The following is a 20,105-nucleotide window of genomic DNA, read 5'->3' on the forward strand; positions in this document are numbered from 1 at the left end:
ACGCTTACTTTCATGTCATTCAAGAGGGAAATACAATCAATGCAGCATTTACAGGCGATCATTGAACAAGCATTCGAAGATAGAAGCAGTATTACACCAAATACCGTCTCTATCCCAGTAAAACAAGCCGTTTTAGAGACTATTGCATTACTTGATAGCGGTAAATTACGTGTCGCAGAAAAAATTGCTGGTGTTTGGGTTACACATCAATGGCTCAAAAAAGCCGTATTGTTATCATTTCGTATTCAAGATAACCAAGTCATTGATGGCGCTGAAAGCCGTTATTTCGATAAAGTCCCAATGAAATTTGCCGACTACGACCAAGCTCGCTTCGAAAAAGAAGGTTTTCGCGTTGTTCCACCAGCCGCTGTACGTAAAGGGGCTTACATTGCTAAAAATAGCGTCTTAATGCCATCATACGTCAACATAGGGGCTTATGTTGATGAAGGCACCATGGTTGATACATGGGCGACAGTCGGCTCTTGTGCGCAAATTGGTAAAAATGTTCACTTATCTGGCGGCGTTGGCATTGGTGGTGTTTTAGAACCATTACAAGCAAACCCGACAATAATTGAAGATAACTGCTTTATTGGTGCTCGCTCAGAAGTGGTTGAGGGTGTGATTGTTGAAGAAGGCTCCGTTATTTCAATGGGGGTTTATCTGGGACAAAGCACAAAAATTTATGATCGCGAAACTGGCGAAATCTTTTACGGTCGTGTACCTGCGGGGTCTGTCGTTGTTTCCGGTAACTTGCCTTCCAAAGACGGTAGCTATAGCCTTTACTGTGCTGTTATTGTTAAAAAGGTCGACGAGAAAACACGGAGTAAAGTAGGGATCAATGAATTATTAAGAAGTATTGATGAATAATTCCTATCAGCCACTACTTACCATCTAAAAACCTATTACTCAGTTTTTGTAATCATTTCATAGTAATTAGGTTAAACATGAAGCTATCCCGAAGCGCATACCTTGTATGCAAATCGGGTGGCCATATTCAATACACTTTCGTTAATATTTCATTTTGTGGTTCATCTGAGCGCATTAATTGCAAAGAGAAGTTTGTCAATTTCAAGAAATCGCGCATAATATGTCCGTGACTTTTGCCGTTTACCATCAATAAAACTGTATTATTTTATTTTTCATTATAATGATGCTATTGCAAAATGACGTAATAGGGTATTTCCAACCTACGTCTTTAAACCAGTAGTACCATAAAGGGAAATAGACCGATATTGTTACGGCCTTGCTCACACTATCACTTTGTTTACCGACTCTGTTCCTACAGTAAAGCGAGCTAACATGTACGATAATTTGAAAAGTTTAGGCATCAGTAACCCCCAAGACATTGACCGCTATTCCTTGCGTCAAGAAGCGAATAATGACATTTTAAAAATCTATTTTCGCAAAGATAAAGGGGAGTTTTTCGCTAAAAGCGTAAAATTCAAATACCCACGCCAACGTAAAACGATTGCCGATGGCGGTAATAATTTCAAAGAAATTAACGAGATCAATACTAACCTACGTTATGCGATTGAAGAACTAGACCAAATTTGCCAAACAGAGCAAACTGATATTGATTTAAAACACAAAATTCTTGATGACTTACGCCATTTAGAACATGTTGTTTCAAATAAAATTGCAGAAATTGAAGCTGACCTCGAAAAACTTACCCGTAAATAATTTACAGGCGAAGTGATTATATACTGCGCCGTAGCATTACCGCTATTTATTATAAATATGGGTAATCCCACGGTGCAGGCATTTAAAGTAGCTCAGCCCAAGCTTCAATCCAACTCTTCGCATATTCTTCTGGCGTGTCCACTTCAATTGCATCAATAAATAAAATATCACCAATACGTGTAGCTGATTGTTCGGCTAATAGCTCATCAAAACGGACCCCAGCCCCGCAAAAACTTTCATAACTGCTATCACCTAAAGCAATTAGGCCGTAACGTAAATCAGGTTGATAACCAACAACATCGTTAATTTCACTAAACAACGGCGCTATAGTATCGGGCAAATCCCCTTGGCCTGTAGATGAAGTCACAATTAAGGCAATTTCTTCACCTGAATTGTAGTGTTGCCAATCATTCAAGGTAGGTTCGTCAAAGACAACCACTTCATGCCCTTGCTGTTCTAAAATTTCTTGTGCCGTTTCTGCAACAGCCAAAGAGTTACCATAGACAGTTCCAACAAAAATGCCTATTTTTGACATAACACCCCCTCTATTTCTTATTCATTTGACGAATTAATAACGTTTATTCCTAACTTTACAACCTTATCTGACCACCCAAATTGTTCAATTAATGACAACCATTGTGTGTCCCACGGCGCAACTAGTGATATATTTTCTTTTGTTATCGGGTGATTTAAATTTAATAAACTGGCATGCAACATCAGTCGTGATACTGAAAAATTCGCATTAACTCCCCGGTTCTGCCGCAAATCACCATGTTTACTATCGCCAATAATAGGATGACGAAGGTGAGACATGTGCCTTCTTAGTTGATGCTTACGGCCTGTTTCCGGCCTTAATTCAACCAAGCTGAACCTAGATGTGTCGTAGCGCCCGATAGCAATAGGGCATTCAACGGTGGCGATTGGCTTACAATGAGTAATACATTCCTGTAAAACGGGCTCACGAGACGCGTGTTTATCCGCAATTTTATCTAACTCTTCTAAGAGTGGATAATCGATGGTTTGCTCTTCGGTTAAATAGCCACGAACGATAGCATGATATACTTTTTCTAACTGGTGGCTTTCAAACTGTGCAGCTAACAGCCTTGCAACCTCACTCGACAACGCAAAAAGCAATATACCTGATGTAGGCCTATCAAGCCGATGAATGGGATACACATATTGCCCAATTTGATCTCGCAGCGTTTGCATGACAAACACCGTTTCTTTGCTATCTAACCAACTGCGATGCACTAGCATACCTGCCGGTTTATTCACCGCAACCATATACTCATCGTGATAAATGATTTCCAGCATTAATTATTCACCCGCTCGTTTTCGCTGAAAAAAGGCCGTCTAGCTCACGCAAGTGATGAATAACCAATGTATAACGCTCTTCTTCGTCATGCTTATAAGCCTCTTCAAAATAAGGGGCAACTGCAAAGCTTGTCGGCAATACCGCTTTTTGCTCAATCAGTATCTGCAAGCGAGGGATCAAAACCCATTGTAACCATTCCGAAGCTTCCATTGTATCAATACAAAAGGGTTCAACACTTTTAAAAGCTTCAGGACTTGGTGGCTGTTCATTCCAAAGGGATTTTAATTTCATTTCCTCTTCTAGATGACAAAGTTTTTCAATAATGCGTTGTTCAATATTCATGCTTAAACCTATTTAATTATCACAAAGCAAATATACTTTATTTTTCATCACAATTCTGTCGGATAAATGGGGTTAAAAACGAGGAAATACAAGTTTATTGATATCTCTATACCATTATTTTCTGCTTAATTATCTGCTCGACTTAACTTGATAAGTTTCGTTGATGATTTGTTTCGATTGATAAAAGTAAAATCAAATGTTTTTCAATTTAATGCAAACAAAATAATTAACAATAAAATGGTTTATCTATGGGATTACTAAAGCAGTGGCGTAAGGAAAATAAAGTTTGGCGAGCTTTTAACTCAAAATATGTTGAATTAAAAAGAAAAATTCGTATTACTAAACTTCCTACTGAGCAATATAAACACTATCAGGTAATGTGCCAAAACTACCGTTGTGCTCAATTTTCGGCGGCAATTGAAGGTGTTCCTCATTTCATTGAACGACCGATTAATAAATACCTTCATAAGGCTTGGACTGGAAAGCAAAAGTTGCTTACGGCTAGCTATACACTTAATTTAGTTGAAACAACATTTAAACCTGAAGCTATCGAAGCCATGTTTTGTGATAAACGTGAAGGGCTTGTTGTGGCTAATATTGAGTTAAAATCAGGGGATTTTGCTCAATTAACCTTAATATATTCACAATACCCAAGAGAAGGTGACCTCACTCTACACCTGAAAAATGAAACAGGTGATGAGATCTATTTAATGAGTTTTTCTTTCGGCCCTGAAGGCCAACTTTATGTATGCTCCTTACAAGGGCCTTCAACCGAGCAAAGTGTTGACCAAGTTAGGTTAATTACTAAACAAATGCACGGCATGAGACCTAAGAATTTATTAATGTCCGCAGTTTATGCTGTCGCTACTTTTTTCCATGTAAAATCAATATTAGGCGTTTCTAACCAATGCCATATTAAGAGCCAACATTTAAAATCAAGTTATGATACTTTTTGGTTAGAGTGCAATGGGACGCAAACCGCAGACGGCTGGTTCCAATTGCCAATTCAAGAGCCTGTACGCGATATAGAATCAGTCAAAAGCCAACGCCGAGCTGAGTTTCGCCGTCGCGAAGCGCTGCGCGATGCAATGACCCAAGAAATTATTATGTCATTAACTAAAAACTCCCAGCATAACAGCCATTAATATTTCGTTCGCAGGCCTTGCGTTAGCAAGAATGTAAATGATAACTAGCCGTTAATAAAAATGCCTTGAAGAACCATAACCAATAAAGCCTATTATTAACTCTATAATATTTATCAGGAAAAAAGCCAGTCAACCTTGGTTGACTGGCTTACGCTTTAGGACTTATGCATCCTGCAAAATGACATCCTGTCACTCAACATCCTGTTGAATAAAAGCATGTTAATAGGTGTTTTAACCTATTTAGCAATCCCTCGCCTTACTTTTAAAAATTTTTACACCCTATAATTAGGTATAAAAAGCTAAACTGACTTACCCTGTCCAGCGAGATAAGAATGTATGAAACCGCTTACTAAAACAACCTAGTATGGCTTGCAATAATTCAATAATATTAAATGAAATATCACGTACGGTAGTAACGCCATGAAATAAAAAGTTAAATAATTATCATTCTTATAAAAGAAAAAAACTTTAAGATATTGCTTAACTTAATTGTAAGCTTTTACCTACACCAAGTTGTAATAAAGTGCTTACCCCTTTGGCTCCACAATGACAGTCAGCTCTTCAAGAAAACAGGTTAAATTCGAAGAAAGTACTCGTCTTTCTTTACTACCAAATTTTTCTAGGATTATTTCACCACTAAGATTACACATTGATATCATTTCAAGTTCAGAATCTAAGGTTGCAATAAACAACGTTGGCGGCAGCTTTAAACGCTTTTGAGTGACCAAATGGCCAATTAAATTTTCCTGTAAGCGAATAAAGTCATCCTCATTCCAAACTTGCACTAAATTAAGGGTAATATCACGAAATGTCGCTTTCATATCACCAGCTAACTGAGTGGTATAAAAAGTGTGGATATCACTTTGCAAATTGATATCTAATGCAGTAGCGACTTTATCCAAGGTTGCACCCTTAATTGGAAATGTTTGAGGCTCCCAATACACCCAGTTTTCGCCAGTGCGAACAATACAAGGGGATGGAATACCATATAAATCCGTTGAAGCGGGCGGTAAACCAGTTTGTTGTTGCCATTGAGAAACATATTTCTCAGTAAAGTTATGCAATGCGACAGAAAGTGTTGTATTCATATTTATATGGTTTTATAGCTGCGTTAAATTGAAAGACGTCAACAAGGTGGATAAATGGTATTATGGCAGAAGTTTACGGGCGAATAAAATGTACCAGTTTCTGCCTTTTAACCTCATTCTCGTTTATGAAGTACAAGGACCAATATGTCACACTACCAGAATAATCCCGCACTTGATAATTTAACGTTAGGGAAAAAAACGGCTTATCATGACCAATATGATGCAACATTACTCCAAGCCGTTCCTCGCAGCCTAAATCGCTCTCCTTTAGCGATCTACGCCGATGCTCTTCCCTTTCATGGTGCAGATATCTGGACAATGTACGAGCTTTCTTGGCTAAATCAACGTGGTGTCCCTCAAGTTGCGATTGGTTCAATCAGTGTTGATGCCCATAGTGAAAACCTTATTGAATCCAAAAGTTTTAAGCTATATCTCAACAGCTTTAACCAAACATGCTTTGAAACTTGGGAAAATGTGCGAAGCGTTTTGCAAAATGATTTAAGCCGCTGTGCTAATGGTAAGGTTAGCGTTACACTTTATAAATTAGATGATTTTTCCCATCAACCTATCCAACCATTGCAAGGGATATGTATTGATGATCAGGAAATTGATATCAATAATTATGAATTTAACCGTGACTACTTAACAAATAGTACGCAAGAAGATATCGTCGAAGAAACCTTAGTTAGCCATTTGTTAAAATCAAATTGTTTAATTACTAATCAACCTGATTGGGGTTCAGTACAAATTCACTATTGCGGTGCGAAAATTAATCGTGAAGCCCTATTACGTTATTTAATTTCATTTCGCCATCATAATGAGTTTCATGAACAATGTGTTGAACGTATATTTAATGATATTACACAACTGTGTAAACCCGATAAATTAAGTGTTTATGCACGTTATACTCGCCGTGGAGGGCTTGATATTAACCCATGGCGAAGTAATGAGGATTTTACGCCTGAATTAGGTCGTTTAGCACGGCAATAAGTATCCATGTAGTTGAAAAACAATTGAAAGTAAATGTTACCCATGCATTTACAGTACAATTCACATATCAAGAACCCACTGGGTAAAGGAGTACTACTTGATTACTCATATCAGTCCATTAGGATCTATGGATCTACTATCTCAACTTGAAGTTGATATGCTAAAACGTACGGCCAGTAGCGATTTGTACCAATTATTTAGAAATTGCTCTTTAGCCGTTCTACACTCAGGCAGCCTTACTGATAGCAGTAAAGAGCTATTAGAAAAAAGCAAAGATTTTGATATCAATGTATTACGTCGTGAGCGCGGTGTTAAACTAGAACTTATAGACCCGCCAGAAAAAGCCTTTGTTGACGGTAAAATCATCCGTACATTGCAAGCAAACCTATTCTCAGTATTACGTGATATCCTGTTCGTTCATGCACAAATTACCTACGCAAAAGAACAATTCCATTTAGACCTTGAAAATGGAGCTCATATTACTAATATGATTTTCTCCATTTTGCGTAATGCCCGCGCATTACATATTGATGAAGACCCAAGCATGATTGTGTGCTGGGGCGGTCACTCCATTAATGAAATCGAATACCAGTATGGTCGTAAAGTTGGTAACGAACTTGGCTTACGTGAGCTCAATATTTGTACTGGCTGTGGGCCAGGAGCAATGGAAGCACCAATGAAAGGTGCTGCTGTAGGGCATGCTCAACAACAGTATAAAAATAGCCGTTTTATTGGTTTAACAGAGCCATCAATTATTGCCGCAGAGCCACCTAACCCACTGGTAAATGAGCTGATTATTATGCCTGACATTGAAAAACGCTTAGAAGCGTTTGTTCGATTAGGCCACGGCATTATTATTTTCCCTGGGGGGGTAGGAACTGCTGAAGAGCTACTTTACTTACTGGGTATCTTAATGGACCCAGCCAACAGCGAACAAGTTCTGCCGCTTATCTTAACGGGTCCAAAAGAAAGTGCTGAATATTTTACCGTTTTAGATGACTTTATCCGTCATACCTTAGGTGAAGATGCCAGTAAGCATTACCAAATCATTATTGACGATGCCCAAGAAGTCGCCCGAGTAATGAAGCAAAGCATGCCAAAAGTTAAAGAGAACCGCCGTAGCACCGGTGATGCCTATAGCTTCAACTGGTCAATTAAAATTGCTCAAGATTTACAACACCCATTCGAACCAACGCATGAAAATATGGCTTCATTGAACCTTCATCCTGGTCAAGAACCTGAAAAACTGGCCTCTGATTTACGCCGCGCTTTCTCTGGGATTGTTGCTGGTAACGTAAAAGAGTTTGGTATGAAGGCAATAGAAAAGCACGGGCCATTTAAAATCCACGGTGATACCGAACTCATGAAACGGATGGATATTTTACTGCAAGGCTTCGTAGAACAGCACCGCATGAAGCTACCAGGTGGTACAGCTTATGAGCCTTGCTACGAAATTGTAAAATAAGTATGGTCTACAAGTAAGGATAAACATTTTAGGTATGGCGTATTTATGATCCATTTATTAATTATTGATGCACTAAACTTAATACGCCGCATCCATGCGGTGCAAGGAAGCCCGTGTGGTGAAACCTGCTTATCTGCCATATCCCAATTATTAAATCATACCGCTGCAACTCATATTGTGGCGGTATTTGATGAGGAAGGGCGGCATCAAAGTTGGCGTCATGAAAAACTACCCGATTACAAAGCGGGTCGACAGCCTATGCCTGAGGATTTACAAGCTGAACTGCCAACTCTCATTGCTCTTTTCCAAGAAAAGGGGATACATTGCTGGCAATCTGAAGGAGATGAAGCAGATGATTTAGCGGCGACCTTAGCAACACGCATTGCTGGGTCGGGGCATACAGTTACCATCGTATCCACAGACAAAGGTTATTGCCAATTATTATCTCCGAATATTCGAATTCGTGATTATTTTCAAAAACGCTGGCTCGATGTTCCGTTTATTGAGAAGGAATTTGGCGTTACACCTGAGCAACTCCCTGATTACTGGGGGCTTGCCGGTATTAGCAGTAGTAAAGTGCCTGGGGTTGCAGGGATTGGCCCTAAAAGTGCAACGCAGCTTTTACAACAATATCATTCAATTGAAAATTTATTTGCTCATTTATCGAAACTAGAAGAAAAATGGCAAAAAAAGTTAGTCGATCAGCAGCAAATTGCATTGATTTGCCGTGATATTGCAACATTAAAAACAGATATAGCTTTGCAAGGTAATTTAAATCAACTACGTTACTACACTAAATAAACACACAAAAAAGGCCACACTTGGCGGCCTTTAGAATGGCAGTACACTAACTAGTAATATTCACGCGCCATTGGGTTGGCAGACCAAATTCTCATCACATGTACAGTGACTTCTTCTCGGTCATGATAAAGTTGCTTAGCTTGAATTAACACATTCACACCTTGCTCTTTTAGCTGTGTTTTCATCTTTTCCAGAATATGTGAAACTTCTTCATAACGCTTTTTCATTGGCAACTTGAGATTGAAAATAGCTTCCCGACACCAACCTTGTGCTAGCCAATCAGTCATCAGTGCAGCCACCTTCGCCGGTTTTTCAACCATATCACATACTAACCAAGTAATGTTTTGTGAACTTGGCTGAAACTTAAAACCATCAGCTCGGTGGTGTTTAACTTGCCCAGTATCCATTAAGCTTTCTGCCATTGGGCCATTATCTACGGCATGAACCATCATACTGCGCTTCACTAATTGGTATGTCCAACCTCCCGGACATGCCCCTAAATCAACTGCGTTCATACCGCTTGCTAACCGCTCTTCCCACTCTTCATACGGAATAAATACATGAAAAGCTTCTTCGAGTTTTAATGTTGAGCGACTTGGCGCATCTGATGGAAATTTTAATCGCGGGATACCCATATAAAAATTCGAACTGTTATTGGTATAGGAATACCCTGTATAACAGCAACCCGGAGCAATAAAAAATACATGGATCACTGGGCGCTTAAAATTTTCAAGAGGAAGTAAAATTTTCTCTTTACGTAATGCATTACGTAAAGGCACCGTAAACTTACGGCAGAACTTCATTAACTCTTTAGATTCATTCGTGTCTGCCACTTCAACACGAATATCACCCGCTCGAGCAACTTGCTGGCTCAGCGCGTTTATAATCGGGGTAATACGATCCTCTGGCGGCAGATCTTTTAGTAAATCCCCCACCACAATCATTTGACGAGCAAAAATTAACTCTCGAAAAGGCAACGTCCGCGCGAGTGTATCTGCATCTTCTGCTTGGTAACACTCAAAAATAACATAACCACTATTTTCTTTTACCCGAGCAAAACCATAAATTTCTTTTTGCCCGGCTTTGTCTGTAATCTCTGCTGCACACTCTTTCTCAAAGCCTGGACGGCAATATAGTGCAATTTTATTACTCATTACGTGACGCCGATTTCCTTAGACGCATAGCGCCAATTACTACTAACAGCCAGCCAATCAGGAAACATACTCCCCCTATTGGCGTAAAATAAGAAAAGTATTTTACCTGCAATAGGGCCATACAATAAAGACTACCGCTAAAAAGAAGTATGCCAACTGAAAAAAATACCCCTGACCAGTAAAACCATAGAACCACTTTACGCAATAAAACTGCACCTAACACCATAAGCGCAACAGTATGTAACATCTGATAACGTAAGCCTGTTTCAATCCAGTCCATTTGGTGGACACTCATGATTGACGACAACGCATGAGAGCCTATAGCCCCAAAAGCAACAGTAAAGAAGCCACTAATCCCAGCAAAAATTAACATCAAACGACTATTCACAGTAACACCTTTTTATTTAACTACTTGATTACTGAATAAGCGCCACATCTTGGTCACCCGTAATAAAGCCTAATTTTTCTTGTTCACTCGCTGCTTGCCCTAAGATCCACTGGCGAAATGCCGCTATTTTGCCCAAATCTGCTTGGCTTTCTTGGCAGACTAAATAAAATGCATTTTTACTCACCAATACTTCACTGAAGGGGCAAACTAAACGCCCTGCATCAATTTCATTTTTGGCCATCACATTATTTGTTAATGCAATACCTTGCCCATGTACAGCAGCTTGGATAACCATAGCACTATGACTAAAAATAGGCCCTTGCTGTACATTGACCACATTCTGTAACTCTAGTTGTTTAACATACGCTTGCCAGTCTCTTCGAGAAGAATCGTGAAGTAACGTATGTTTTGCTAAATCTTCGGGATTTTTAAGTTGGTTATCACCTGTTAATAACGATGGTGAACATACTGGCATTAGATATTCAGCATACAGCCGATCCGTTCTTAACCCTGACCAATTTCCTCTACCGTAGAAAATAGCGACATCAACATCATCTGCCAATTTATCTTCTTCTCTATCCACAGCCTGTATTCTTACATCAATACCAGGATAAGCTTGGTTAAAGCCTGAAAGCCTTGGTACAAGCCATTGGATAGCAAAGCTTGGTGACAAACTTACTGTTAGAGCTCCTTTCGCGCTTCGCGCTTGAAGCTTGCGTGTCGCCTCATTTAAAGAAGAGAAAATTTCTTTAATATCAAGATAATAGCTCTGCCCTTCTTCCGTTAATAATAATGAACGATTACGTCGGCGAAACAGCTTGAGCCCAAGAAAATCCTCCAAACTTTTCATTTGGTGACTAACAGCAGCTTGCGTTACAAATAATTCTTCTGCAGCCTTAGTAAAACTTAAATGACGAGCTGCTGCATCAAAGACTCTCAGTGCATTCAGGGGCGGTAATCTTTTAGACATAATCACTTCTACTTGGCATATTGTTATTCATTAGTTTTTTTCATCCGAAGCATTATAATTTGTCCCTTGAGGATACGCCAGTAAATACCTATAGTATGCACACTTCCTAAGCCGGAACGAAAAGTTACAGAGTTTAGTTACTTTGGAACTTTTGGCTTTGTGGTTGTGATGTTGTGTTTGCAAGTTGTCTGGTTCAGCCAGACTTTGTAGCTTTGCTACTGTTTTTTTCACTTCCTGTACATTTACCCTGTCTGTCCATAGTGATTTTTATAGTGCACCGCCAACGCGCGGTGCTTTTTTTTGCTATTTATTTAAACCACTAACAATAAATACCTAAGCAATTTAACGTAATAAATACAATAATCTATAGATAACTACTAGTGTACCGAAAAAACTTTCAGTTAGATATTTAAGATAATTCTTGAAATATGTTCGTAAAGGATATCAATAAAATAATTTCTGAATAAAAAGGATTGCATTGTAATGCAAAACGCTAAATCATTTTAAAAAACACATTCTAGATAATTGATAACAATTAATACCAAACGTAACAAAATATTTCAATGCTTAGGTTGAAAATGATATGTTTAAATTAATCAAAAAAATAACTATAAATGTACTAATAAATGTACAATCAAATTACACCACACTCAGCAATAGCCAATAACAGATAAATTTTGACTAAAAGAAAGAACTCATGGACCATTTTAGCGCCGCTTCATTTCGTCTCGCATTTCCTGCTTTAGACTCATCGACTCTATTTTTTGATAGTGCAGCTACCGCATTAAAACCCATAGCCATGATCGATGCTTCAAATAATTATTACCGTTTATCAGGTAGTTCTGTTTATCGGGGCCAATCCCCTGACGCCTTAAAATTAACTCGTGACTATGAACAAGGGCGTGTCCGCACTGCCAAATTGATTAATGCCCCCAGCGAAAAAAATATTATCTGGACGCGTGGAACTACTGAATCAATCAATTTAATTGCTCAGTGTTATTTTCGCTCAAGATTACAACCCGGTGATGAAATTATTGTAAGTGAAATCGAACATCACTCAAATTTATTACCTTGGATTATGCTAGCTCAACAAACTGGCGCTAAAATAATTAAATGGCCTGTTGAAAAAGACTTAACATTAAGCCTTGATGTGCTCAAATCAAAGCTCTCCACAAAAAGCAAACTTGTTGCTATCACACAAATGTCCAATGTAACGGGATATCAAACTGATTTACATGCTATAACTCAGTTGGCTCACCAAGTTGGGGCACTTGTTCTGGTTGATGGAGCACAAGGTGTAGTACATAGCCCAATAAATGTAAAAAAGCTGAATATTGATTTTTACGCATTTTCAGCCCACAAATTGTATGGCCCTACAGGGCTTGGGGTTTGTTATGCGAAAACTGAGCTATTAGAACAAATGAGCCCTTGGCACGGAGGAGGTAAAATGCTGACTGATGTCACATTTGACCATTTTACCCCTGCGCCTATCCCACAGCGTTTTGAGGCTGGAACACCAAATATTGCTGGCGTCATTGCCTTTTCTGCTGTCCTTAAGTGGCTAGAAGGTGTCGATTTAACTTCTGCTGAAGCTTATGCATGTTCCTTGGTGGAATACGCCTACGAGAAGCTGTCATTACTCCCCAACTTTATGAGTTATCACCCTTCTCACTCCCCTTTATTATCATTTAATTTTAAAGATATTCATCATAGCGATTTAGGTACCCTCTTGACCGAGCAAAATATTGCATTACGCTATGGTCAGCATTGTGCCCAACCCTTAATGGATGCATTGAATATTAGTGGGTGTTTGCGCATTTCAGTAATGCCTTATAACAACCAGCAAGATATCAATAAGTTTATCGATGCAGTCACACTCTCACTTTCTATACTAAATGATTAAATGAAGACTAAAGATACAGAAGGAAGCCTAATGACTTCGACTAAACATGATTTTGCTCCGCACCCTTTTGGTACAGAGATTGGAATTCAAGAAATAGTTGAACAATTTTCAACGTACAAAGCATGGGAAGATAAGTATCGTTTGCTCATCCAGCTTGCTAAAAAGTTACCACCATTAACTGACGATGAAAAGCAACAAACTCAAGAGGTTAAAGGCTGTGAAAACCGCGTCTGGATAGGTGCACTGCTCAATGATAATAATACGTTCCACTTTTATGGTGATAGTGAGGGGCGTGTAGTAAAAGGTTTATTTACCATTTTACTCGCGGCGGTAGAACAAAAAACAGCGCAGGAAATCATAGATATTAATTTTAATGATTTACTCACCCAAACTGGCTTACCGGCACAGCTAAGTGAATCCCGCCAAAATGGCATTCAATCACTCATTAGTGCAATTCAAAATATTGCCAGTGAAATGACGCCAGCATAATCAATGCTAGAAAGAGGCTATTTTATGGCCTCTTCCTATTCTTACTCACTTTGACTTGCCTGCCTTTGCGCTTTTGCAACCATTTTTTTGAGTGCATGAGAAACTGCGATAAAGCCAAAGCTCGCAGTTACCATGGTTACTGCGCCAAAACCTGCTGCGCAATCCATACGCTTAGAACCCTCGGCGGTGCTTTTAGCGGCACACACCGTCCCATCACTTTGCGGGTAAACTAATTGCTCAGTTGAGAAAACGCAATCAATACCAAGCTTGCCTTTGCCATTTTTCACGACATTAAAATCAGATTTCAAACGTTCACGTAGTTTGGCAGCTAATGGGTCCTGTATAGTTTTTGCGAGATCTGAAACTTGGATTTGCGTGGGGTCAATCTGCCCCCCGGCTCCCCCGGTCGTTACCACAGGGACTTTAAAGCGCCTGCAATACGCTAGCAGTGCAGCTTTTGGCCTAACACTATCAATCGCATCAATAACATAGTCAAACCCCGTACTAAGGTATTGAGCAGCATTATCAACAGTGATGAAATCATCAATCACATTCACTACACATTCAGGGTTTATTTCCAAAATGCGATTTTTCATGACTTCAACTTTGGGTAAGCCCACTGTCGATTTTATTGCATGTAATTGGCGGTTTGTATTGGTTACACAAATATCATCCATATCAATCAAAGTAATATAACCAATACCTGAACGAGCTAGCGCCTCAGCTGCCCATACACCAACCCCACCGACACCAATAACACAAATGTGAGATCGTGCAAAAAGATGAAGGGCTTGTTGCCCATATAAACGCCCGATCCCAGCAAAACGCTGCATCCAAGCATCTGAAAGCTTAGCTTGCATAATAACAAACAACCTTAGTTAAAACGTTAACTACATTGTACCAAAAAGCGGTTGGCTTTTTTTCAACACCCAAACTCGCCCATAATGATTATAAAAACCTGCCATTTTCCCAGCTTCATGGCCCGTTCCATGGTAAATATCAAAATGATGTCCTTTAATTGCCCCTCCGACATCTAAGGCAACCATCATACGCATTTCATACTGCCCCGTAAATTTACCATTACCGTCTAATACGGGGATTTCTGCAAGTAATGCGGTCCCAGGCGGAATTAATGTTTTATCTGATGCCACTGAAGCTTTAGCAATTAAAGGTACTGCACTCGCCCCCCTAACAGGGACAAATGATTGAGGCTTAAAGAAAACAAACGATGGGTTTTCTTCTAATAATTGGCGAACTTCTTGCTCACTGTGGTTATTTGTCCAATCATGGATAGCTTGCAAAGACATTTGGTTTAATGGTACTTCTCCACGATCAACAAGCACTTTACCGATACTTTTGTATGCATGACCGTTTTTACCTGCGTAACCAAAGAAATTCAGTGGGCTGCCATCACCAAAGTCAACATAACCACTTCCTTGTACCTCCATCATAAAATTATCAACGACAGAGTTACTATAAGCTAAAATTAAATTATCACTCAATGCACCATTGTAAATAGCTGCTCGGCTAGGTAAGCGGGATTTTCTTTTCGGTGGCATACCATATAGAGGGTAACGAAATTCACCTTGTGGGACACGTCTAGCCTCGATAACAGGCGTGTAATAACCAGTAAATTGCACATTCCCATAATTATCAGCTCCTTCCATTTGAAAAGCTGTTAAATTGAAATTAGCTAATTTCGCAGGTTCTCCCCCCGCCATTAACCAATTCTCGATAGCATGGTAGGTATCGCTGTTATTTTGAAATAAACGGGGTGATGCATTTTTGATCTCAACAACTTGTTGATTAAAATCAGGTGCATTAATAGGCCGACCTTGAACATTCACTTGGTTAACTTTTTGCAGGTCTTGTACTAAACGCCCATCTTTATATTGTTGGCCTTTATCCGTTGGATGAGTTTGGCATCCTGCCAATAAAGAAAAAAACACACTGATTACCAACCCATTTTTTACTGCTCGCTTATTTACAATTTTTGTCAGTCCTAAATTCATTCTCCACCACCCAAGCGCATCCAACAATCCAATATGAAACGCACAATAGCAAACCCAAATTGGGAATGAAACGAGTAAACATATTTAGTTCAGTTATTTTTCTCAACACTCCCACTAAAGATTAAAAAATAGACATTCAGTGCGGATTTTGTTCTGTAGATGCTGAAATTTGAAAAAAAAACACGAAAAAACTTGCATCAGATCTCATCCCGAGTATAGTGCCCGAATCGGACGCGGGGTGGAGCAGCTTGGTAGCTCGTCGGGCTCATAACCCGAAGGTCGTTGGTTCAAATCCAGCCCCCGCAACCAATTACTGATTTTATCAGTAAAGTATTAAAAGTAGTCAGCAGTATAAAGATGTAAAAATTCAGTCGCGGGATGGAGCAGCATGGTAGCTCGTCGGGCTCATAACCCGAAGGTCGTTGGTTCAAATCCAGCTCCCGCAACCAATTTTTTACTTCTTCAGTCGCGGGGTGGAGCAGCATGGTAGCTCGTCGGGCTCATAACCCGAAGGTCGTTGGTTCAAATCCAGCCCCCGCAACCAATTCTTTCTTAATTTCCTTCCTTGAATAGCAAATCACCTTTAGTCTTTATCCTGTATAAACCCTTATTTTTTTATTTATGCAAATAAAAAAGGCGACTCACAAATTAGTTCATCACCTTTATATCAACATATACCTAATAGCTCACTCGATTAGTTACGAATAGCTAGCTCTCCACCATTGCGGAAATAGGCTTTAACCCCTTCAAAAATAGATTCAGCCATTTGTTGCTGGAACTTAGCTGTTTTAAGCTTTCGCTCTTCTTCTAAATTACTAATGAATGCGGTTTCAACTAGAATTGATGGTATTTCAGGCGCTTTAAGTACCGCAAACCCGGCTTGGTCAACTTTGTTCTTATGCAATTTATTGACTTTACCCATGAGTTTTAATACTTCATCACCAAACTTCAAACTATCATTGATCGTTGCCGTTTGGACCAAGTCAAGCATTGTATGGTCAAGATATACATCTCCACTCTTACTTACCCCACCAATTAAGTCAGCTTCATTCTGAGTTTGCGCAAGATAGCGAGCCGTATTACTGGTAGCCCCTTTCGTTGATAAAGCAAAGACAGAGGAACCGCGTGCTGAACGATTAGTAAATGCATCAGCATGAATAGAAACAAATAAATCTGCTTGCATCTTTCTTGCTTTCGCAACACGAACCTTCAACGGAATAAAAACGTCTTCATTTCGTGTCATATAAGCCCGCATTTTAGGGTCTTTATCAATTAACGCTTTTAAACGACGTGCGATTTGCAGGACGACATCTTTTTCTCGCGTTTTATATTTCCCTATCGCACCTGGGTCTTCACCACCGTGTCCTGGGTCTATCATAATAATAATCGGGCGATCCCTTCCCGCCTTCCCTGGTTTTTTAGCTTGAGCTGGCATATTTTCTTCGAGATCACCTTTATTGTAATCCTCAAGTAGTGCCAACAGTGGGTCATCATTGGTATCGACACCTTTGCCCGGATAAAAATCAAGCACTAAACGATGTTTAAATTCACCAACAGGCGTTATCGTAAAGAACTGAGGGCTAACTCTATTTTTTACTTCAAAAACTAAACGAACCGTTTGAGGATCAAACTGCCCTACCCGAACCAACTTCAAATACGGGTCACGAGTTTGGATCTGAGTCCCCATCTGTTTAAGCACATTATTTAACTGCACCCCTTCAAGATCGACAACAATGCGCTCAGGGTTATTAAGCACAAACTGGCGATACTTTAACGGGACGCTGGATTCTAGCGTAACTCGGGTATAGCTTGATGCAGGCCAAATACGCACAGCGATGACGCTGCTATTTGCAGAAAAACCGAATGGGCTGACGCTCAGTAACATAACTGCAGCTGCGCCCTGTATAAAACGGCGCTTCGATGGGCTGTGATCTTGATGACTCATCAATAATTCCGAACCTAGAACTGAGAAATAAAGTGATTTAAGAATAACTGCCAATAGCTTGACCAGAAATAAGCACTCTAACTAATCATTTGTGCTCTGTCATTAAGAATATACAAGACATCTATAGACTTACCACTATAAGCATAACTTAATCATACCTAGAGAAAATGTTTTTGAGTGACTTTCTGTGTCAATTTTAAGCAATTTAATTTCCGTAGAGTATATATAGTTAAATTTAGAGATATGTAAACGTCAAAAATAAAATTGTTACTTTTTTTATACCATCTTTTACTTGATATTCTGCGCCAAAAAGAATAAAAATACATTATTAGCGAATAAAAATTCATTTAAGAGGGTCGTTATGAAAGAGCGCAGTACCGAATTGGTTGATGAGTTTCGCCATTCGGTCCCTTATATAAACGCCCACCGCGGCAAAACTTTTATTATTATGCTTGGTGGTGAAGCAATTGCCCATGAAAATTTCCCTAGTATTGTCAATGATATAGGGTTATTACATAGTTTAGGCATAAGGATTATCGTCGTTTATGGCGCTCGGCCTCAAATCGAAGATATCCTAGCAGAGCATAACTATGACGCTGTTTATCACAAACATACTCGCGTAACTGATGCCAATACACTTGAATATGTCAAACAAGCCTCAGGTGCTTTACAATTAGATATTACAGCTCGGTTATCCATGAGCTTAGGTAACACTCCGTTACAAGGCGCGCATATTAATGTAGTTAGTGGTAATTTTGTTATTGCTCAACCATTAGGTGTCGATGACGGTATTGATTATTGCCATAGTGGTAGGATACGCCGTATTAATGAAGAAGCGATTAATAACCAACTCGATAACGGTTCCATTGTACTCATTGGCCCTGTTGCCGTTTCTGTTACTGGGGAAAGCTTTAATCTCACCTCAGAAGAGATAGCCACCCAACTCGCTGTAAAAATGAAGGCTGAGAAACTTATCGGTTTTTGCTCTTCGCAAGGGGTTGCTGATAAGAACGGTAATATCCTGTCTGAGTTATTCCCAAATGAAGCGGAAAACCTCATTCAACAGCTAGAATCTGAAGGGGATTATTACTCAGGAACTGTACGCTTTTTACGCGGTGCAGCAAAAGCTTGCCGTCGTGGTGTTCGCCGTAGCCACTTATTGAGCTACCAAGAAAATGGGTCTTTAATCCAAGAGCTGTTCTCCCGCGATGGTATTGGTACCCAAATAGTAATGGAAAGTGCAGAGCAAATCCGCCGCGCAAATATTAACGATATTGGGGGCATTTTAGAACTTATTCGCCCACTCGAGCAGCAAGGCATTTTAGTACGGCGTTCACGTGAGCAGCTTGAAATGGAAATCGACAAATTTACCATTATTGAACGTGATAGCTTGGTGATTGCTTGTGCGGCTCTCTATCCATACCCAGAAGAAAAACTTGGAGAAATGGCATGTGTTGCAGTTCACCCTGACTACCGCAGCTCTGCCAGAGGGGAAGAACTACTTAATCGAGTGGCAGCTCAAGCAAAACAATTTGGCTTAGACAGATTGTTTGTATTAACAACACGCAGCATTCATTGGTTCCAAGAACGTGGCTTTACCCCTGCTGAAATTGAAATGCTACCATTGAAGAAACAAGCATTATATAACTACCAGCGGCGTTCTAAGATTTTAATATTAGATTTAAAAACCCAATCAGATAAATAACTATTTCGACACTATTTGAAACCATAGCTGGTTAATTATCCTCGCCCACCCAAATCATATGGATGTATAATTTGGGTGGGCACTTTTACAACTTTAACTCTAGCTAGGAATAAATTACACAGTTAAGCTATTTGTACAACCCTTGCCTTTTGGCATAATGGGATTGTATCTAAATGGGGTTTTAATGCAGCTTCCATTTCAGCAAAAGAAGTGCCGTAAAAGTAAAATGCTGTTTCTGTTGGCCCATCCCAAACACCATGGATACTACCAATATCTTCAACTGCTTCATCAAGTATGTCAAAGACCTCATTGATATCTCCGTTTTCATAAACCTCATCGGCTAATTCTGTTCCATTAAAATAAATTGCCAGCCCTTCATCTGTACCAAAATCAATCCGGACATCTTCACCATGAATAAATAAACGAGAGCCCTTCGGCGCTAACATTGAAGTAAATAGCTGGATAATTAAGCTGATATTTTCGTCACTAGCATCCGCAATAGCGATTTCTATATCGCATTCTTGTGCCTCACCATTATCATCAAGTGACGTACCACCACCAGTAACATGGATATCTTTCCCCATGCTTTTCATGACTTCATCAAATGCATCTTCTAAATCTGCACGCCTAATCGGCTCAAGCCTTGCATTTAATGTTAGGGTTATTGTGGTCATTTCTTGCTGGTTATCCATCTTATTACCTTTAATCTATGG

20 protein-coding genes and 3 tRNA genes are annotated in these 20,105 nt (G+C 39.5%); 12 read left to right on the plus strand and 11 right to left on the minus strand.

What is annotated here, in order from left to right; genetic code table 11:
* Window positions 1–39: 39 nt before the first annotated feature.
* A complete protein-coding gene (gene dapD / locus ACHB7C_RS17815; RefSeq protein ID WP_395348079.1) occupies window positions 40–867 on the plus strand; it encodes a 2,3,4,5-tetrahydropyridine-2,6-dicarboxylate N-succinyltransferase in 828 nt (275 codons plus the stop codon).
* Window positions 868–1,299: 432 nt separating this feature from the next.
* A complete protein-coding gene (locus ACHB7C_RS17820) occupies window positions 1,300–1,680 on the plus strand; it encodes a DUF3461 family protein (RefSeq protein ID WP_042848991.1) in 381 nt (126 codons plus the stop codon).
* Between the two features lie 82 nt (window positions 1,681–1,762).
* Here the strand turns inward: ACHB7C_RS17820 and ACHB7C_RS17825 are convergent, their stop codons facing one another.
* The 3 genes from ACHB7C_RS17825 to ACHB7C_RS17835 are packed head-to-tail and all read right to left on the minus strand — an operon-like array spanning window position 1,763 to window position 3,337.
* On the minus strand, window positions 1,763–2,215 hold the full coding sequence (locus tag ACHB7C_RS17825) for a flavodoxin (RefSeq protein WP_042848992.1): 453 nt from the start codon (window positions 2,213–2,215) through the stop codon (window positions 1,763–1,765).
* Window positions 2,216–2,232: 17 nt separating this feature from the next.
* A complete protein-coding gene (gene truC, locus ACHB7C_RS17830; RefSeq protein ID WP_042848993.1) occupies window positions 2,233–2,994 on the minus strand; it encodes a tRNA pseudouridine(65) synthase TruC in 762 nt (253 codons plus the stop codon).
* A gap of 7 nt (window positions 2,995–3,001) precedes the next feature.
* Window positions 3,002–3,337, minus strand: coding sequence for a YqcC family protein (locus tag ACHB7C_RS17835; RefSeq protein ID WP_042848994.1), 336 nt, complete (start codon window positions 3,335–3,337; stop codon window positions 3,002–3,004).
* 248 nt (window positions 3,338–3,585) lie between these two features.
* Here ACHB7C_RS17835 and ACHB7C_RS17840 point away from each other — a divergent pair, with 248 nt between their 5' ends.
* Window positions 3,586–4,482 carry a DUF535 family protein gene (locus ACHB7C_RS17840; RefSeq protein ID WP_042848995.1) on the plus strand — a complete coding sequence of 299 codons (897 nt, stop codon included), beginning with the start codon at window positions 3,586–3,588 and terminating at the stop codon, window positions 4,480–4,482.
* A gap of 527 nt (window positions 4,483–5,009) precedes the next feature.
* On the opposite strand, the gene syd is transcribed toward ACHB7C_RS17840, so the two are convergent.
* Window positions 5,010–5,570 (minus strand): SecY-interacting protein, encoded by a 561-nt coding sequence (syd, locus tag ACHB7C_RS17845; protein WP_042848996.1) that lies wholly within the window; start codon window positions 5,568–5,570, stop codon window positions 5,010–5,012.
* A 144-nt stretch (window positions 5,571–5,714) separates the two neighbouring features.
* On the opposite strand from syd, the gene queF reads away from it, so the two are divergent.
* The 3 genes from queF (at window position 5,715) to xni (ending at window position 8,826) form a co-directional block, all read left to right on the plus strand.
* Window positions 5,715–6,560 carry an NADPH-dependent 7-cyano-7-deazaguanine reductase QueF gene (gene queF / locus ACHB7C_RS17850; protein ID WP_129466376.1) on the plus strand — a complete coding sequence of 282 codons (846 nt, stop codon included), beginning with the start codon at window positions 5,715–5,717 and terminating at the stop codon, window positions 6,558–6,560.
* A gap of 97 nt (window positions 6,561–6,657) precedes the next feature.
* Window positions 6,658–8,025, plus strand: a complete 1,368-nt coding sequence (gene ppnN / locus ACHB7C_RS17855; RefSeq protein ID WP_042848998.1) for a nucleotide 5'-monophosphate nucleosidase PpnN — start codon at window positions 6,658–6,660, stop codon at window positions 8,023–8,025.
* Between the two features lie 45 nt (window positions 8,026–8,070).
* A complete protein-coding gene (gene xni, locus ACHB7C_RS17860; RefSeq protein WP_210831486.1) occupies window positions 8,071–8,826 on the plus strand; it encodes a flap endonuclease Xni in 756 nt (251 codons plus the stop codon).
* 50 nt (window positions 8,827–8,876) lie between these two features.
* Here xni and rlmM read toward each other — a convergent pair whose 3' ends face one another.
* From rlmM to ACHB7C_RS17875, 3 genes are read right to left on the minus strand one after another with little or no spacing between them, the layout of a single operon-like run.
* Window positions 8,877–9,980, minus strand: a complete 1,104-nt coding sequence (gene rlmM / locus ACHB7C_RS17865; RefSeq protein WP_129466378.1) for a 23S rRNA (cytidine(2498)-2'-O)-methyltransferase RlmM — start codon at window positions 9,978–9,980, stop codon at window positions 8,877–8,879.
* Window positions 9,973–10,368: a DUF423 domain-containing protein gene (locus ACHB7C_RS17870; protein WP_042849001.1), complete on the minus strand. Its 396-nt coding sequence runs from the start codon at window positions 10,366–10,368 to the stop codon at window positions 9,973–9,975. The genes rlmM and ACHB7C_RS17870 overlap by 8 nt, the downstream gene beginning before the upstream one ends.
* Window positions 10,369–10,396: 28 nt before the next feature.
* The gene (locus ACHB7C_RS17875) at window positions 10,397–11,338 is read right to left on the minus strand and encodes a transcriptional regulator GcvA (RefSeq protein WP_042849002.1); all 942 of its coding nucleotides are present in this window, start codon (window positions 11,336–11,338) and stop codon (window positions 10,397–10,399) included.
* A gap of 697 nt (window positions 11,339–12,035) precedes the next feature.
* Between ACHB7C_RS17875 and csdA the strand changes: the two genes are divergently transcribed.
* Window positions 12,036–13,241, plus strand: a complete 1,206-nt coding sequence (gene csdA, locus ACHB7C_RS17880; protein WP_042849003.1) for a cysteine desulfurase CsdA — start codon at window positions 12,036–12,038, stop codon at window positions 13,239–13,241.
* A gap of 30 nt (window positions 13,242–13,271) precedes the next feature.
* A complete protein-coding gene (csdE, locus tag ACHB7C_RS17885) occupies window positions 13,272–13,730 on the plus strand; it encodes a cysteine desulfurase sulfur acceptor subunit CsdE (RefSeq protein ID WP_048606312.1) in 459 nt (152 codons plus the stop codon).
* Window positions 13,731–13,771: 41 nt separating this feature from the next.
* Here csdE and tcdA read toward each other — a convergent pair whose 3' ends face one another.
* Both tcdA and mltA read right to left on the minus strand, forming a co-directional pair.
* Window positions 13,772–14,590 (minus strand): tRNA cyclic N6-threonylcarbamoyladenosine(37) synthase TcdA, encoded by an 819-nt coding sequence (gene tcdA / locus ACHB7C_RS17890; protein ID WP_042849006.1) that lies wholly within the window; start codon window positions 14,588–14,590, stop codon window positions 13,772–13,774.
* 30 nt (window positions 14,591–14,620) lie between these two features.
* Window positions 14,621–15,742, minus strand: a complete 1,122-nt coding sequence (gene mltA, locus ACHB7C_RS17895) for a murein transglycosylase A (protein ID WP_048606311.1) — start codon at window positions 15,740–15,742, stop codon at window positions 14,621–14,623.
* A 232-nt stretch (window positions 15,743–15,974) separates the two neighbouring features.
* Between mltA and ACHB7C_RS17900 the strand changes: the two genes are divergently transcribed.
* From ACHB7C_RS17900 to ACHB7C_RS17910, 3 genes are all read left to right on the plus strand, one after another.
* Window positions 15,975–16,051: transfer RNA gene (locus ACHB7C_RS17900), tRNA-Met, on the plus strand.
* A 63-nt stretch (window positions 16,052–16,114) separates the two neighbouring features.
* Window positions 16,115–16,191, plus strand: a tRNA-Met gene (locus ACHB7C_RS17905).
* Window positions 16,192–16,209: 18 nt separating this feature from the next.
* Window positions 16,210–16,286: transfer RNA gene (locus ACHB7C_RS17910), tRNA-Met, on the plus strand.
* A gap of 150 nt (window positions 16,287–16,436) precedes the next feature.
* Here ACHB7C_RS17910 and amiC read toward each other — a convergent pair.
* Window positions 16,437–17,687, minus strand: a complete 1,251-nt coding sequence (amiC, locus tag ACHB7C_RS17915; RefSeq protein ID WP_042845973.1) for an N-acetylmuramoyl-L-alanine amidase AmiC — start codon at window positions 17,685–17,687, stop codon at window positions 16,437–16,439.
* Between the two features lie 361 nt (window positions 17,688–18,048).
* On the opposite strand from amiC, the gene argA reads away from it, so the two are divergent.
* Window positions 18,049–19,392, plus strand: a complete 1,344-nt coding sequence (gene argA / locus ACHB7C_RS17920; protein ID WP_042845975.1) for an amino-acid N-acetyltransferase — start codon at window positions 18,049–18,051, stop codon at window positions 19,390–19,392.
* Between the two features lie 122 nt (window positions 19,393–19,514).
* Here argA and ACHB7C_RS17925 read toward each other — a convergent pair whose 3' ends face one another.
* On the minus strand, window positions 19,515–20,084 hold the full coding sequence (locus ACHB7C_RS17925) for a hypothetical protein (RefSeq protein WP_395348087.1): 570 nt from the start codon (window positions 20,082–20,084) through the stop codon (window positions 19,515–19,517).
* Between the last annotated feature and the right edge of the window lie 21 nt (window positions 20,085–20,105).

It is taken from the genome of Providencia sp. 2024EL-00732 (assembly GCF_044006275.1).
Classification (GTDB): Bacteria; Pseudomonadota; Gammaproteobacteria; order Enterobacterales; family Enterobacteriaceae; genus Providencia; species Providencia huashanensis.

Bases quoted from the DNA above. Each gene is read 5' to 3' on its own strand.
- mltA (WP_048606311.1), bottom strand. From the start codon at position 15,742: ATGAATTTAGGACTGACAAAAATTGTAAATAAGCGAGCAGTAAAAAAT.
- ACHB7C_RS17820 (WP_042848991.1), top strand. From the start codon at position 1,300: ATGTACGATAATTTGAAAAGTTTAGGCATCAGTAACCCCCAAGACATT.
- ACHB7C_RS17840 (WP_042848995.1), top strand. From the start codon at position 3,586: ATGGGATTACTAAAGCAGTGGCGTAAGGAAAATAAAGTTTGGCGAGCT.
- xni (WP_210831486.1), top strand. From the start codon at position 8,071: ATGATCCATTTATTAATTATTGATGCACTAAACTTAATACGCCGCATC.
- queF (WP_129466376.1), top strand. From the start codon at position 5,715: ATGTCACACTACCAGAATAATCCCGCACTTGATAATTTAACGTTAGGG.
- csdA (WP_042849003.1), top strand. From the start codon at position 12,036: ATGGACCATTTTAGCGCCGCTTCATTTCGTCTCGCATTTCCTGCTTTA.
- ACHB7C_RS17875 (WP_042849002.1), bottom strand. From the start codon at position 11,338: ATGTCTAAAAGATTACCGCCCCTGAATGCACTGAGAGTCTTTGATGCA.
- ACHB7C_RS17825 (WP_042848992.1), bottom strand. From the start codon at position 2,215: ATGTCAAAAATAGGCATTTTTGTTGGAACTGTCTATGGTAACTCTTTG.
- dapD (WP_395348079.1), top strand. From the start codon at position 40: ATGCAGCATTTACAGGCGATCATTGAACAAGCATTCGAAGATAGAAGC.
- argA (WP_042845975.1), top strand. From the start codon at position 18,049: ATGAAAGAGCGCAGTACCGAATTGGTTGATGAGTTTCGCCATTCGGTC.
- rlmM (WP_129466378.1), bottom strand. From the start codon at position 9,980: ATGAGTAATAAAATTGCACTATATTGCCGTCCAGGCTTTGAGAAAGAG.
- ACHB7C_RS17835 (WP_042848994.1), bottom strand. From the start codon at position 3,337: ATGAATATTGAACAACGCATTATTGAAAAACTTTGTCATCTAGAAGAG.
- csdE (WP_048606312.1), top strand. From the start codon at position 13,272: ATGACTTCGACTAAACATGATTTTGCTCCGCACCCTTTTGGTACAGAG.
- amiC (WP_042845973.1), bottom strand. From the start codon at position 17,687: ATGAGTCATCAAGATCACAGCCCATCGAAGCGCCGTTTTATACAGGGC.
- syd (WP_042848996.1), bottom strand. From the start codon at position 5,570: ATGAATACAACACTTTCTGTCGCATTGCATAACTTTACTGAGAAATAT.
- ACHB7C_RS17925 (WP_395348087.1), bottom strand. From the start codon at position 20,084: ATGGATAACCAGCAAGAAATGACCACAATAACCCTAACATTAAATGCA.
- truC (WP_042848993.1), bottom strand. From the start codon at position 2,994: ATGCTGGAAATCATTTATCACGATGAGTATATGGTTGCGGTGAATAAA.
- tcdA (WP_042849006.1), bottom strand. From the start codon at position 14,590: ATGCAAGCTAAGCTTTCAGATGCTTGGATGCAGCGTTTTGCTGGGATC.